Annotated in this window: 13 protein-coding genes; 11 read left to right on the top strand and 2 right to left on the bottom strand. The window is 64.4% G+C overall.

The annotated features are described in order from the left end of the window. Position 1 precedes the first annotated feature (1 nt). The 10 genes from tssC to JAB4_RS21595 all read left to right on the top strand — a co-directional run bounded on the left by tssC (position 2) and on the right by JAB4_RS21595 (position 11,715). Positions 2-1,492: a type VI secretion system contractile sheath large subunit gene (tssC, locus tag JAB4_RS21640; protein ID WP_070224152.1), complete on the top strand. Its 1,491-nt coding sequence runs from the start codon at positions 2-4 to the stop codon at positions 1,490-1,492. A 31-nt stretch (positions 1,493-1,523) separates the two neighbouring features. After that, the gene (locus JAB4_RS21635) at positions 1,524-2,015 is read left to right on the top strand and encodes a type VI secretion system tube protein Hcp (RefSeq protein ID WP_034750126.1); all 492 of its coding nucleotides are present in this window, start codon (positions 1,524-1,526) and stop codon (positions 2,013-2,015) included. A 65-nt stretch (positions 2,016-2,080) separates the two neighbouring features. Then, the gene (gene tssE / locus JAB4_RS21630; RefSeq protein WP_070224151.1) at positions 2,081-2,557 is read left to right on the top strand and encodes a type VI secretion system baseplate subunit TssE; all 477 of its coding nucleotides are present in this window, start codon (positions 2,081-2,083) and stop codon (positions 2,555-2,557) included. Then, positions 2,554-5,196, top strand: coding sequence for a type VI secretion system ATPase TssH (gene tssH, locus JAB4_RS21625; protein ID WP_070224150.1), 2,643 nt, complete (start codon positions 2,554-2,556; stop codon positions 5,194-5,196). The genes tssE and tssH overlap by 4 nt, the downstream gene beginning before the upstream one ends. A 34-nt stretch (positions 5,197-5,230) precedes the next feature. Next, complete coding sequence (gene tssA / locus JAB4_RS21620) at positions 5,231-6,268, top strand: type VI secretion system protein TssA (protein WP_070224149.1); 1,038 nt, start codon at positions 5,231-5,233, stop codon at positions 6,266-6,268. Between the two features lie 33 nt (positions 6,269-6,301). After that, on the top strand, positions 6,302-7,102 hold the full coding sequence (locus JAB4_RS21615; RefSeq protein WP_070224148.1) for an ABC transporter substrate-binding protein: 801 nt from the start codon (positions 6,302-6,304) through the stop codon (positions 7,100-7,102). Between the two features lie 25 nt (positions 7,103-7,127). After that, complete coding sequence (locus JAB4_RS21610; protein ID WP_070224147.1) at positions 7,128-7,640, top strand: lipocalin family protein; 513 nt, start codon at positions 7,128-7,130, stop codon at positions 7,638-7,640. Between the two features lie 264 nt (positions 7,641-7,904). Then, positions 7,905-9,665 carry a methyl-accepting chemotaxis protein gene (locus JAB4_RS21605; RefSeq protein ID WP_070224146.1) on the top strand — a complete coding sequence of 587 codons (1,761 nt, stop codon included), beginning with the start codon at positions 7,905-7,907 and terminating at the stop codon, positions 9,663-9,665. Positions 9,666-9,736: 71 nt separating this feature from the next. Then, complete coding sequence (locus tag JAB4_RS21600) at positions 9,737-10,444, top strand: tRNA-uridine aminocarboxypropyltransferase (RefSeq protein ID WP_083286951.1); 708 nt, start codon at positions 9,737-9,739, stop codon at positions 10,442-10,444. A gap of 128 nt (positions 10,445-10,572) precedes the next feature. Then, complete coding sequence (locus JAB4_RS21595; RefSeq protein ID WP_070224186.1) at positions 10,573-11,715, top strand: PA0069 family radical SAM protein; 1,143 nt, start codon at positions 10,573-10,575, stop codon at positions 11,713-11,715. 161 nt (positions 11,716-11,876) lie between these two features. Here the strand turns inward: JAB4_RS21595 and JAB4_RS21590 are convergent, their stop codons facing one another. Together JAB4_RS21590 and JAB4_RS21585 are read right to left on the bottom strand one after the other, a co-directional pair. Further along, complete coding sequence (locus JAB4_RS21590; protein ID WP_070224145.1) at positions 11,877-12,518, bottom strand: gamma-glutamylcyclotransferase; 642 nt, start codon at positions 12,516-12,518, stop codon at positions 11,877-11,879. A 29-nt stretch (positions 12,519-12,547) separates the two neighbouring features. After that, positions 12,548-13,516: a LysR family transcriptional regulator gene (locus JAB4_RS21585; protein WP_070224144.1), complete on the bottom strand. Its 969-nt coding sequence runs from the start codon at positions 13,514-13,516 to the stop codon at positions 12,548-12,550. 106 nt (positions 13,517-13,622) lie between these two features. Between JAB4_RS21585 and JAB4_RS21580 the strand changes: the two genes are divergently transcribed. Continuing rightward, positions 13,623-14,156, top strand: a complete 534-nt coding sequence (locus JAB4_RS21580) for a VOC family protein (protein WP_070224143.1) — start codon at positions 13,623-13,625, stop codon at positions 14,154-14,156. Positions 14,157-14,178: the final 22 nt, after the last annotated feature.

Genomic DNA, 14,178 nt, shown 5'->3' with positions numbered 1-14,178 from the left:
GATGAGTACCCAGGCAGAGGCACTAGCAGTATCCACGCCCGGCGCGCCGGCCGCGACCGACTTGCTCGACCAGATCGTCGAGCAAAGCCGCGTCGCCAAGTCCGGTGCCGAACATGCGCGCGCGCGTGACCTGATCTCGGAACTGGTGGCCCAGGTGCTCGACGGCACGGTGCTGATGTCCAGCAGCCTGTCGGCCACCTTGGACGCGCGCGTGGCGGAGATCGACCGCCTGATCTCGGCCCAGCTCAGCGAAATCATGCACGCGGCGCCGTTCCAGCAGCTCGAACAAAGCTGGACGGGGTTGCGCTACCTGGTCGGCAATTCCGACACGGGCACGCGCCTGCAGATCCGCATGTTCAACGCCACCAAGCGCGAACTGGTGAAGGATTTCCAGGCCGCGCTGGAGTTCGACCAGAGCAGCATGTTCAAGAAGGTGTATGAAGAGGAATTCGGCACCTTCGGCGGTGCGCCATTTGCCGCGTTGCTGGGCGACTTCGCCATCTCGCGCCAGCCGGAAGACATGTATTTCGTCGAGCAGATGTCGCACGTCGCCGCCGCCGCGCACGCGCCCTTCATCGCCTCGGCTGCGCCGGAACTGTTTGGCCTGGAAAGCTACGGTGACCTGGGCAAGCCGCGCGACCTGGCCAAGGTGTTCGATACCGTCGAGTACGCGAAATGGAAAGCCTTCCGCGAATCCGAGGACGCGCGCTACGTCGGCCTGACCTTGCCCCGCTTCCTGGGCCGGCTGCCGTTCAATCCTGTCGACGGCACCACGGTCGACGGTTTTAACTTTGTCGAGGAAGTCGACGGCAGCGACCATCACAAATACCTGTGGTGTAACGCCGCGTATGCGTTTGGCAGCAAGCTGACGCGCGCCTTTGCCGACTACGGCTGGTGCGCCGCCATCCGCGGCGTGGAGGGCGGCGGCCTGGTGGACGACCTGCCGACCCACACCTTCAAGACGGACGAGGGAGACGTGGCCCTGAAATGCCCGGCCGAAGTGGCGATCACCGACCGGCGCGAAAAGGAGTTGTCGGACCTGGGCTTCATCTCGCTGGTGCATTGCAAGAACACGGCGTATGCGGCGTTTTTCGGCGCGCAGTCGGCGCAGAAAAGCCGCAAGTACAACAGCGACGCGGCCAACGCCAACGCGGTGCTGTCGTCGCAGCTGCAGTACATCTTCGCCGTCTCGCGCATCGCGCACTACATGAAGGCCATGATGCGCGACAAGATCGGCAGCTTTGCCGCCGCCTCCAGCGTGGAAGATTTTCTGAACCGCTGGCTGATGCAGTACGTGCTGCTCGACGATAACGCCAGCCAGGAACAGAAGGCGCAGTTCCCGCTGCGCGAAGCGTCCGTGCAGGTGCATGAAGTACCGGGCCGGCCCGGCGTGTACCGCGCCGTGTCGTTCCTGCGGCCGCACTTCCAGCTCGATGAATTATCCGTTTCGCTCCGACTGGTCGCGGAGTTGCCGAAGTCGACCAATTCCTGAATCACCCATCTTTCAACCAGAGGAGCACACCATGGCAATCGATGTATATCTGCAGATAGACGGCATCAAGGGCGAGTCCACCGATGACAAGCACAAGGACTGGATCGAATGCAAATCGGTCAGCTGGAGCGTCGAGCAGCCGAAGTCCGCCACCGCTTCGACGGGCGGCGGCCACACGGCCGAACGCTGCGAACACAAGGACATCGTCATCTCCAAGCTGGCCGATCTGGCCTCGCCGGTGCTGCTGCAGACCTGCTCGGCCGGCAAGACCATCCCCAAGGCGCGCTTCGAATTCATGCGCGCCGACGGCCAGGGGGAGCGCGTCAAGTATTTTGAAATCGAAATCGAGAACGTATTGATCGGCGCCGTGACGCCGAATGTGGAAGAAGGCGACATCCTCGGTGAACACGTCGGCTTCAAATTCTCGAAAGTGAAGTGGAAATACACGCAGCAAAAAGTGACGGGCGGCGCCGGCGGCAATACCTCGGGCGGCTGGGACCTGGCCGCGAACCGCGTGGCTTGATCCATGGTGCGCGGCGCGCGGCGGCCACCTTCGCCGCGCGCCGCGCCGATTTTTCAGGAGAGCGCATGGACAGTTATGTACCTGGCCTGTTTGACCGCCTGATGGATGACGGCGGCGGTGCGGCGGGCGGCGTGGCGGTGCGCCTGTCGCTGGAACAATTGAAGGATGCGGTGGCGCGCGACCTGGAGGAACTGCTCAACACGCGCGTGGCCCTGCCGCCCGGCGCGCTCGACGCCTATCCGGAATGCGCGGCCTCCATCGTCAACTATGGCCTCATCGATTTCGCCGGCATGTGCCTGTCCAGCAGCGATGACCGCGCCCGCATCTGCGCCGCGCTGAAGGCGGCCATCGAACGCCATGAACCGCGCCTGCGCAATGTGCGCGCCCGCCTGGAGCGCGAAGCGGGCAGCATCAACCGCGTCGGCTTCGTCATCAGCGGCACCCTGGCCGTGATGGCCGGCGGCGAGGCGGTGAATTTCGACGCCGTGCTGCAGCCGTCGTCGCTGCGCTATTCGATCAACCGCAAGGGAGCCGCCGCATGAGCAATCATTTGAAAACCTTGATCGCCAAACTCAATGACACGGCGCGCACGGCCGCCACCCGCGCCGCCGCCATCTGCGTGGGACTGGGCCAGTACGAAGTCGATGTCGAGCACCTGTTCCTGGCGCTGCTGGAGCAGGAGCGCAGCGATTTCGTCACCATCGCGCGGCGCAGCGAAATCAGCCTGACGGCGCTGGAGGCGGACCTGCGCCGCGAGATCGGCGGCTTCAGGACGGGCAGCGCGCGCACGCCCGTGTTTTCGCGGCACTTGCCGCTGCTGTTCGAACACGCCTGGCTGATCGCTTCGCTGGACACGACGCGGCCAGGGCCCATCCGCAGCCGCCATCTGTTGCTGGCGCTGCTGACGGAGCCGGAACTGTCGCAGCTCGCGTACCGCGGCTCGAAGCTGTTCGCCCGCTTCAGCGTGGAGCAGTTGAAACACCATCCGGACAAGCTGACGGCAGGTTCTGATGAAGAGGAAAGCGCGGCAGTGCCGCAGCTTGCCGACCTGTCCGCAGATCCTGTTGCCGCCCTGGCCAGAAAAACTCCGGCGCTGGACCAGTTCACCACCGACCTGACGCAGCTGGCGCGCGACGGCAAGCTCGATCCCGTGATCGGCCGCGAGGCCGAGATACGCCAGGCCGTCGACATCCTGCTGCGCCGGCGCCAGAACAATCCGATACTCACGGGCGAGGCGGGCGTGGGCAAGACGGCCGTGGTGGAAGGCCTGGCCTTGCGCATCGCCGCCGGCGACGTGCCCGAGGTGCTGCAGGGCGCGCACATCCACGCGCTCGACATGGGCTTGCTGCAGGCCGGCGCCAGCGTGAAGGGCGAGTTCGAAAGCCGGCTGAAAAATGTCATCGACGAGGTGACGAAAAGCCCGCATCCGATCATCCTCTTCATCGACGAGGCGCACACCATGATCGGCGCCGGCGGCCAGGCGGGACAGAACGACGCGGCCAATCTGCTGAAACCGGCGCTGGCGCGCGGCGCCCTGCGCACCATCGCCGCCACCACCTGGAGCGAGTACAAAAAGTACTTTGAAAAGGATGCGGCGCTGGCGCGGCGCTTCCAGGTGGTGAAGGTGGAAGAGCCGAGCGAAGACATCGCCTGCGCCATGCTGCGCGCCATGGCGCCGCTGATGGAGCGCCATTTCGGCATCCGCGTGCGCGACGCCGCCATCGTCGAGGCGGTACGCCTGTCGCACCGCTACATCAGCGGGCGCCAGCTTCCCGACAAGGCCATCAGCGTGCTCGATACGGCGTGCGCCAAGGTGGCGCTGGGCCAGCGCGCCACGCCGGCGCAGCTGGAAAACGCGCACCGGCGGCAGGAACGCATCGGTGCGGAAATCGCCGCCCTGAGCCGCGAGGCGGCCGATGGCGAAGCGCCCGACAAGGCCGGCGCCGCGCGCCTGGCGCAGCTGCGGCGCGAGCATGACGAAGGACAGGCGCAGATCGCGGCGCTGGCGCAGCGCTGGGAGCGCGAAAAAACGCTGGTGGCGCAGATTGGCGACTTGCGCGCGCAGCTGCGCGGCGAGCGGCCGGGCGAGATCGGCGCGGCGCGCCTGCTGGCGCTGAAGGAAGAGCTGGCGGCCCTGCAGGGAGAGGCGCCGCTGTCGCCGCTGGAAGTCGATGCGCAGGTGGTGGCCGGCATCGTCGCCGGCTGGACCGGCATCCCGCTGGGAAAAATGCTCAAGGACGAGATCCGCACGGTGCTGACCCTGGAGGGCGCGCTGCGCGAACGGGTGCTGGGACAGGACCACGTCATCGACGCGGTGGCGCAGCGCGTGCGCACGGCGCGCGCCAGCCTGGACGACCCGAACAAGCCGCAAGCCGTGTTCCTGTTCACGGGGCCGTCGGGCACGGGCAAGACGGAAACGGCGCTGGCGCTGGCCGATCTGCTGTACGGCGGCGAGCGCAAGCTCATTACCATCAATATGAGCGAGTACCAGGAAGCGCACAGCGTGGCGGGCCTGAAAGGCTCGCCGCCCGGCTATGTCGGCTATGGCGAAGGCGGCGTGCTGACGGAAGCCGTGCGGCGCCAGCCCTACAGCGTGGTGCTGCTCGACGAGGCGGAAAAAGCCCACCCCGACGTGCTCGAATTGTTCTTCCAGGTGTTCGACAAGGGCGTGCTCGATGATGCGGAAGGGCGCGAAGTCGATTTTCGCAACACCATCATCATCGCCACGTCGAACCTGGGTTCCGGCGCCATGATGGCCGCCTGCCTGAACCGGGTCGCGCAAGACTTGCCCACGCCGGCCGCGCTGGAAGAACTGGTGCGCCCGCAACTGGTGGCGCACTTCAAGCCGGCCCTGCTGGGGCGCCTGAAAGTGCTGCCGTTTTATCCCCTGAACGACGCGGTGCTGGCCGAAATCATCGCCCTGAAGCTGGCGAGGATAGGCGCACGCATCGCGCGCAACCACCAGGCGCAGTTCAGTCACGATGCTGGCCTGGTCGACGCCGTGCTGGCGCGCTGCACCGAGGTCGATTCGGGCGCGCGTAATGTCGATCAAATTCTGAACGGCAGCCTGCTGCCGGCGATCGCCGAAGCGGTGCTGGCGCGCATGGCCGCAGGCGAGCCGCTCGCGTCGATACGCGTCACTGCAAATAAGCAGGGGCAGTTCAAATACACCATCAAATAACGTCAGCAAGTAACGTCACCCCGCGGAGGGCACCATGTTCAATCTGGAGCAGTTGCTGCACCCCGTCAGCGCCGTCAGTCCCTGCGGCGAAGACATCACCTTCAGCCAGGAGCTCGATGCCATCGCGCGCGCGCGCCAGCACGACGACCCGAGCCTGGACCAGGGCGAGTGGGTGACGGCGCTGAAGGAAGCCGACTGGCCTTTCGTGGCGACGCGCTGCGAACAGCTGATCGCCACGCACAGCAAGGATTTGCGCGTGGCCGTCTGGCTGGCCGAAGCGCACGCGAAAACGCGCCATTTCCGCGGCTTGGGCGACGGCTACGCGCTGCTGGCCGGCCTGTGCGAGCGCTATTGGGATGGCCTGTATCCGCCGGCGGAAGAGGGCGACCAGGAACAGCGCATCGGCAATGTCTTCTGGCTGCTCTCGCGCACGCCGCAGCTGCTGCGCGAGATTCCGCTGACCGAAGGCGCCGACGGCCTGTTTTCGCTGCAGGATTTCGATGCGGCGCGCCAGCGTGCGGCCGCGAGCCTGGTGCCGGGCGCAGCGGAGCAGGGCTGGGGCGATGCGCGCCACGACGAAGGCGTGACCCTGGCGCAGATGGAGGCGGCGCGGCAAAGGAACTCGCGCGCCTTTTCCGACGGCCTGCTGGCCGATGCCCAATACTGCATGCAGTCGCTGCTGGCGTTCGAACGCAGCGTCGACGCGCGTTTCGGCGTCGACGGTCCGAGTTTTCGCGCCGCGCGCGAAGCGCTGGAAAATGCCATTCATTTCATCGCGCCGCTGTCACCGGATGCGGATTTTGCCGGCGCGCCGAGGGCCGCTGGCCAGGGCGCTGACGCAGGCGCAGGCGGGAGCGCCATCGTGCAGCGCCAGCAGGCGCTGGCCCAGCTGCGCCAGGTGGCCGATTTTTTCCGCCGCACGGAGCCGCACAGCCCCGTCGCCTACCTGGCCGACAAGGCTGCCAGCTGGGGCGAGCTGCCGCTGCACCTGTGGCTGCGCGCCGTCGTGAAGGATTCAAGCACCCTGGCGCAACTCGACGAAATGCTGGGCACGAACAGCGCGAACGGATGATCGGTTTGCGCGCTTCCATGCTAATCTTCCGGCATGTCCAGAATGTTCATCCTGCCTGCCGCGCTATGCCTGTTCCTCGCTGCCAGTGCGCGGGCGGAGGGGGCGACGCCGCTGGTGATCTATGGCGACGACGATTATCCGCCGTACTCCTACGTCGACAACGGCCAGCTGAAAGGCATCTACACGGAGATCGTGCGCGAAGCCGTGCAATCGATGCCGCAATATGCGGTGCAACTGCGTCCCGTGCCGTGGAAACGGGGCGTGCTGATGCTGCAGACAGGCGAGGCGTTTGCCCTGTATCCGCCGTATTCGTGGCGCAGCGAGCGGCCGTACGTGCGCTATTCCGTGCCGTTGCTGATGGAGCAGCTGGTGGTGCTGTGCAACCAGGACGTGCTGGCGAAGCGCACGCTGCGGCAGTGGCCCGCCGATTACGGCGGCCTGCACATCGGCGTGAACGCGGGTTTTTTGCTGGGCGATGCGCAACAGACGGCAGCCCTGCAAGCGGCCAGCATCGTGTTCGATACGGCCAAGGGCACGCGCACGAATCTGCTCAAGCTGATGCGCGGGCGTATCGATTGCTATGTCAGCGACCGCCTGTCGGCGCAGTGGGAATTGCAGCGCATCCGGCGCGAGGGTGCGCCGGGCACGCCGATGCAAGCGATACAGGAAACCGCGCAGCTGGCCAGCCAGCAGGGCCACCTGGGTTTTACGGAGCGCCGGCCTGCCGCCTACCCTTATCGCGATGACTTTATAGAACAATTCAATGCCGCCATCGTGCGCATGCAAGCCAATGGCGCAATCCGCCGCATCCTGGACCGCGCGCTGCTGCCCTGACTGATTCAACCCGATGGAGAAAAACATGAAAAGAATATTATTGCTATGTGTGCTCGTGCTGGCCGGCTGCGTAGGCCGGCCCGAGAATATTGTACCTGTCAGCAATTTCGACACGACCCGTTATCTGGGCAAATGGTATGAGATCGCGCGCCTCGACCACTCGTTCGAGCGGGGCCTGAGCCACGTGACGGCCGACTACAGCCTGCGCCAGGATGGCGGCCTGAAAGTGCTCAACCGCGGCTACCAGGATGCGGACGCGAAGTGGAAGGAAGCGGAAGGCAAGGCGTATTTCGTCGACAAGAAAGACGTCGGCTACCTGAAAGTGTCGTTTTTCGGGCCCTTCTATGGTTCCTACATCGTGTTTGATTTGGACCAGCAAGATTACAGCTATTCCATGATCAGCGGCCCCGACAAGTCCTACTTCTGGTTGCTGTCGCGCACGCCCACCATGGATCCTGCCTTGCAGCGGCGTTTGATCGAGAAAGCCGGCGGCTTGGGTTTCGATACATCAAAATTGATCTATGTGAAGCAAAACTGACCTTGCTTGCCTGCCGCCCGTTCGTGGCGGCAAACCGTCTTCTGGCTGTTGCTTTTCTGCATGTTATTTCTTGCAATACCACTCTGATTCACTCACAATCTGCTCCAAAGTGGTGCGCTGCGGCGTGCTGCCATTCTGGTGACGCGCCTGCCATTGCGTCGCCGCTCGTGATTGCCGCACGGCAGATGCCTGCTATATTGATACGTAGCAGCAGGTCGGTTTCGTGGCGTCTGTGCATTGTTTTTTTCAGATAGGAATCACGCAATGAAAAACCTCAAAATCGGCGTACGTCTCGGTGGCGGTTTTGCCGCCGTCCTGCTCCTGTTGACGACCCTGACCGTGGTGGGCATCGTGCAGATGCAAAGCGCCAGCAAGGAAACCGATGCGCTGGTCAACGTCAAGGTGCGCAACGAGCGCCTGATTGGTGAATGGACCAAGGTCATCGAGGTGAACGCGGCGCGCACGGCGGCGGCCTGGAAAGTCGGCGATCCCGAACACCAGAAGCAGTTTGAACAGGAAATGGCCGTCTCGTCGGCACGCGCCACGGAAATTCAGAACGCTATCGGCAAAAGCGAGCTGAATGCCGAAGAGCAATCGCTGTACCAGGAGGTGCTGAGCACGCGCAAGGCTTACACGGAAGTACGCAAGAATGTGTTCAAGGCCAAGAATGCGGGCGATCTGGAATTGGGCAAGCGCCTGTACGAAGGCGACATGGTCGCCAAGCGCGACATCTACCTGGCGTCGTTGAAGAAGCTGGAACTGCTGGAAGCCAAATTGCTCGATGAAACGGCTGCGCAAATCCGTTCGCGCTACGAAAACGGCCGTCTGCTGCTGATCTCGCTGGGCGTGGTGGCCATCTTGCTGGGCATTGCCTGCGCCTACTGGATCACGCGCTCGATCACGCGTCCCATCACGCGTGCAGTCGAGGTGGCGCAAGCCGTTTCCGCCGGCGACCTGACCAGCCATATCGTCGTGGAAAGCCGCGATGAGACGGGGCAATTGATGCACGCGCTGAAAAACATGAACGATAAACTGGTCAGTATCGTGGGCCAGGTGCGCGCCGGCACCGAATCGATCAGCACGGCGTCGAGCGAAATCGCGGCCGGCAACCTGGACCTGTCGTCGCGCACGGAAGAGCAGGCCAGTTCGCTGGAAGAGACGGCATCGTCCATGGAAGAGCTGACCTCCACCGTGAAACTCAACGCCGACAATGCGCGCAGCGCCAACCAGCTGGCCATCGACGCCTCGCAGATCGCCAGCAAGGGCGGCGTGGTGGTCTCGGAAGTGGTCAGCACCATGGGCTCGATCAACGATTCCTCGCGCAAGATCGTCGACATCATCAGCGTCATCGACGCCATCGCCTTCCAGACGAATATCCTGGCCCTGAACGCGGCCGTCGAAGCGGCCCGCGCCGGCGAGCAGGGCCGTGGTTTTGCCGTCGTGGCCTCCGAGGTGCGCAACCTGGCGCAGCGCTCCAGCGCGGCGGCCAAGGAAATCAAGGGCTTGATCGACGATTCCGTGCAAAAGGTCGAGGCCGGTTCGCAACTGGTGGACAAGGCGGGCCGCACCATGGACGAGATCGTGCAAAGCATCAGCCACGTGACGCAGATCATGAACCAGATCACCGACGCCAGCGATGAGCAGCGCACCGGCATCGAACAAGTCAACCGGGCCATCGGCCAGATGGATCAGGTAACGCAGCAAAACGCGGCCCTCGTGGAAGAAGCGGCGGCGGCGGCCGAATCCATGCAGGAACAGGCAGCCAAGCTGGCCGACGTGGTGGGCGTGTTCAAGCTCGATGCCACACAGCGCTATGTTTCGGCCAGTGCTGGCCCGTCCGTGACGGCGTCGGCACAAGGAGGGAAAACTGCCACGCGACCGGCCGTGCAGCCAGCCAAGCACCGTGCGCCGGCACCCGCCGCGGCCGCGCCTGCGCCGGGCAAGGCGGCGCAAGCGGACGCTGTGCGCGCACGCGCGCCGAAGACGACGGTGGCATCCGGTGCCGACGACTGGGAAGAGTTTTAAGCGCAGCTTTCCCTTGGCATGGCGTGGGCGCTACAATCGCGGCTTGAAGACAGCCGCGAACGCGCTCCGCCATGACCACCCGCCGTACCTCCCGCTCTATTTCCAGCGCGATCGCCAGCCCTGGCGCCGCATCCTCCTTCCAGGCTGAACCCGCCAAACGCGCACGCTGCCCGGTTTGCCTGCGCGCTGCGTCCAGCTGCATTTGTCGCTGGACTGCCCCCGTCGCCCACGCCGTGGACGTGCTGATCCTCCAGCATCCGCTGGAAGTCCACAACGCCAAGGGCAGCGCCCGCTTGCTGCATCTGAGCCTGCCCAACAGCCGCCTGCTGACGGGCGAACAGTTTGCCCCTGAGGCTCTCGCTGAACTGCTGGCCGACAAGCACAATGTGCTGCTGTACCCGGATACGCCAGGCGACCGTTCGCTGGGCATCGCGCCGCCGCCAGCGCTCGACCCGTCCATCTTGCTCGATCCGGCCCGATTTTCGAGCCAATTGCGGCTGGTGGTGCTGGACGCCACCTGGCGCAAGAGCCGCAAGATGCTGTATCTGAATCCCCTGTTGCAACAGCTGCCGCGCCTGCCGCTGCGCGATACACCCGCTTCCCATTATCTGATCCGCAAGGCGCATGCGCCAGACCAGTTATCGACCCTGGAAGCGACGTGCTATGCCCTGATGCAGTTGGAGCAGGACGCTTCCCGCTTCGTTCCCTTGATCACGGCATTTGACGGCTTTGTGGCGCAGCAGTTGAGTTATGTCATGCCGCATGGCGAAAAAGCTTGAAACGACAGCACGGTAGCCCTTGATCTTGGCCGCACAGCGGCATAGTATACTGTACGTATATACAGTTGATGGGGCCGTTCATGAAAGCAATCATTCCAGAGCACGATGACAGCTTCGCCGGGCAAGCCATGTTGCCGCCGCAATCGCTGAAAGCGCAAAAGGGGCGCGGGGCCATCTCGAACTTGCAGGGGCGCCACGAGACGCATGCGCGCGCCGGTTTCGATGACGGCTGGAGCGTGGGCGGCCTGGACGAGGCGCCTGGGGAAGAGGCGGCGCCGGGATGGAAGACGCAGGTCAGCGACGAACAGGCGCGCACCATTCTCACGCGCAACGCTTCGCCCGATTTGCCCTTCAACGTGTCGCTGAACCCGTACCGGGGGTGTGAACATGGCTGTATTTATTGCTTTGCCCGCCCCACGCACAGCTATATGGGCCTGTCGCCGGGCCTGGATTTCGAAAGCCGCATCTACGCCAAGGTGAACGCCCCCGAACTGTTGCGGCGCGAACTGGCCAAGCCGTCGTATGTGCCCGAACCGATCGCCCTGGGCGTCAATACCGATGCGTATCAGCCGTGCGAACGCGAACGGCAGCTGACGCGGCGCGTGCTGGAAGTGCTGCACGAATGCGACCACCCCGTGGCGCTGATCACGAAGTCATCGCTGATCGAGCGCGATATCGACATACTGGCGCCCATGGCGGCCAGGCGCCTGGCGGCCGTGGCCGTCACTGTCACGACGCTGGACCCGGCCATCGCGCGCACCCTGGAGCCGCGCGCGGCCGCCCCGGCGCGGCGCCTGCGCACCATCCGCACCCTGACGGAGGCGGGTATTCCCGTGGGTGTGAGCATCGCGCCCATCATCCCGTTCGTGACGGAGCCGGAAATCGAGCAGTTGCTCGAAGCCGTGCGCGACGCGGGCGCCATCCACGCCCATTACGTGGTGCTGCGCCTGCCGTGGGAAGTGAGCCCCTTGTTCCAGCAATGGCTGGAAGCGCACTTTCCGGAGCGTGCCCAGCGCGTGATGAACCGGGTGCGCGAAATGCGTGGCGGCAAGGATTACGACAGCGCGTTCGGCGCGCGCATGCGCGGCGAGGGGGTGTGGGCTGACCTCATCCGCCAGCGCTTTGAAAAGGCCGTGCACCGGCTGGGGCTGCACGGCAAGGGCGGCCGCTTCAAGCAGCTCGATTGCACGCAATTCCGCCGGCCGCTGGTGGTGCCGCCGCTGGGTGCAAAAGTAAAAAAAGGCAATGCGGGGCAGCTGGATTTGTTTTAAGTTAAACCGGCGTCACCGCTGATGCCGCAGGGCTGCGCTCATGGGCAGCAATGCGGGCGAGGCTGGTCTGCGGCTGGGAGGAGTGCCGTCGCTTGCCGGAAGTGGCGCCGCCGTCCGGAAACGCGGAGGCAGAGGCTAGACTCAGGCTACCTCAGGCTACCTCAGGCGCCGGAGGGCGTTGCGGTGCTATCGTGGGCATTATCCTGTGCTTGCATCTGCGCCAGATGTTGCTCGATGGCAAAAACGTGCGGATCGCTCTTGCCCAGTTCGCGCAGGGCACTGGCCAGGTGCAGCAGGTACTCACTGTTCGGACCGCTGGGGCCGTTTGATCGGGCGATCTGGCGCGCGATATCGAGTTCCGTGGCGGCACCGAGGAAGGCGGCGTTTTCCTCGTTGGCGATGTACACCAGGCCTTCGACCTTGCTGCCATCGTCGAAAGTGATGTCGGTGGCCAGGCGCAGGTAGCCGTTTTTTTCGCGGTGGTCGAGGTGGGCGAAGACTTCGGGCGTGATCAGATACGCCATGCCGTCGCACACGGCGCCCGCCTGCGGCACGATGGTGGCGACCCGGCCCGGCGCCATCGGCGTGCCCCGGTGATCGTGCGAACCTTGCCAGAAGCGCCGCGTCCAGCCTTCGATGCTGGCGGGGCGCCGTTCGATATAGGGGAAGTCCGCCTTGTAGATCAGCGAGCCGTAGCCGAACAGCCAGACCTGCTCATGGCCGTCGAATTTGTTCATGCGCTGGTTGATGGCGATGGTAGCGGCGTCGGTGGCAGACAGGGCGTGCTGGTCAGGCTGGGTCATGGTGCAAGTGGATAAGGGGCGATGCGCCATTATAAAGGGGCGCCGGCCGGGCCGCCGGCCGACAGCGCCTCGCGGGCCGTGCCGCCGCCCGCTCCCACGTTCCACTCGTGCGTCTCGACAAAGCGGAACAGGAAGGCCATGAAGCTTTCGGCGGCCGGCGACAGCGAACGCCCCGTCTTCGTGTAGACGAAAAAGCGCCGCGTCAGTTCCGGCTCGTGCAGGGTGCGCATGTGCAATTTGTAGAGTTTGACCATCGGCTCCGCGTACGGCAGGCAGACCGTGATGCCGAGGTTGGCGCTGACCATGGCCAGCGCCGTCGTCATGAAGGTCACTTCGTTATAGGGATTGAGCGACAGTTCGCGGAACGCGCCGTGCATGTCGCGCAGCAGGCGTTCCGTAAATTGCCCCTGCAGCGAGATGAACGGATAGTCGCCCACGTCGGCCCAGGTGACGCGCTCTTTCTGCTGCAGCGGATGCTGCTCGGGGAAGACCAGTACGAAGGGCATCTCGAACAGCACTTGCGCGGCGATTTCCGCCGTCGGATCGCGCTCGGGGCCGATGCCGAAATCGACTTCGCCGCTGAAGACGCGCGCCGACACGTTTTCCACGGGGCAGTCGACCAGGCGCAGCTGCACCTCCGGGTGCGCCTGGCGGTAGGCGGCGATCACTTCCGGCAGCAGGGTGCACGCCATCATCTGCGGCGCGGCGATGCGCACCAGGCCCGTCTTCAGGGCCTTGCGCTGGGCGATGCCGGCCATGGCGCCGTCGAGGTCCTCGATCATCTTTTCAAACAGCGGATACAGTTCGCGGCCGATTTCCGACAGCTGCGTCTTGCGCGTGCTGCGCTCGACCACGCGCACGCCCAGCACGCTTTCCAGTTCCTTGATCAAGCCGCTCAAGGCGGACTGCGTCACGTGCAGGTATTCGGCGGCCAGGGTAAAACTGCCGGTCTTGGCCAGCGCCACGAAGGCGCGCATCTGTCGCAGGCTGGGACTCATAAGATAATCCGATAAATCGATGGTTAAAAATTGTTTGTATGATAGCTGTAACTCGATTCTAATGGTGAAAAGCTGAAAAACCCGCCATCCATCGGAGACAAACACCATGAAGATCAAGCAAATCCACCACGTCGCCTACCGCTGCATCGACGCGAAGAAAACCGTCGAGTGGTACGTCAAGCATTTGAACATGAATTTCGTCCTCGCCATCGCCGAAGACCTGGTGCCGTCGACCAAGGCGCCGGACCCGTACATGCACGTCTTCCTCGACGCGGGCCAGGGCAATGTGCTGGCCTTCTTTGAGCTGCCGACGCAGCCGCCGATGGACCGCGACCGCAATACCCCGGCCTGGGTGCAGCACCTGGCGCTGGAAGTGGGCAGCATGGAGGAACTGCTGGCCGCCAAGGAGCGCCTGGTGGCCGCCGGCATCGAGGTGCTTGGCCCGGTGAACCACGCCATCTTCCAGTCGATCTATTTCTTCGACCCCAACGGCCACCGCCTGGAACTGGCGGCCAACGTGGGCACGCCCGAGATGATGGCCAAACTGGACGCCGTCAAATGGGAAATGCTGGAAGAATGGTCGCAGACGCGCCGCGCGCCGAAGCACGCCGCCTGGATGCACGCGCCGGCCGAAGCCTGAGCGCCGCCCACGGCATCCATCT

The sequence above is a fragment of the Janthinobacterium sp. HH102 genome, from assembly GCF_001758625.2.
GTDB lineage: Bacteria > Pseudomonadota > Gammaproteobacteria > Burkholderiales > Burkholderiaceae_D > Janthinobacterium.
This window is presented reverse-complemented; position numbering and strand designations above follow the sequence as displayed.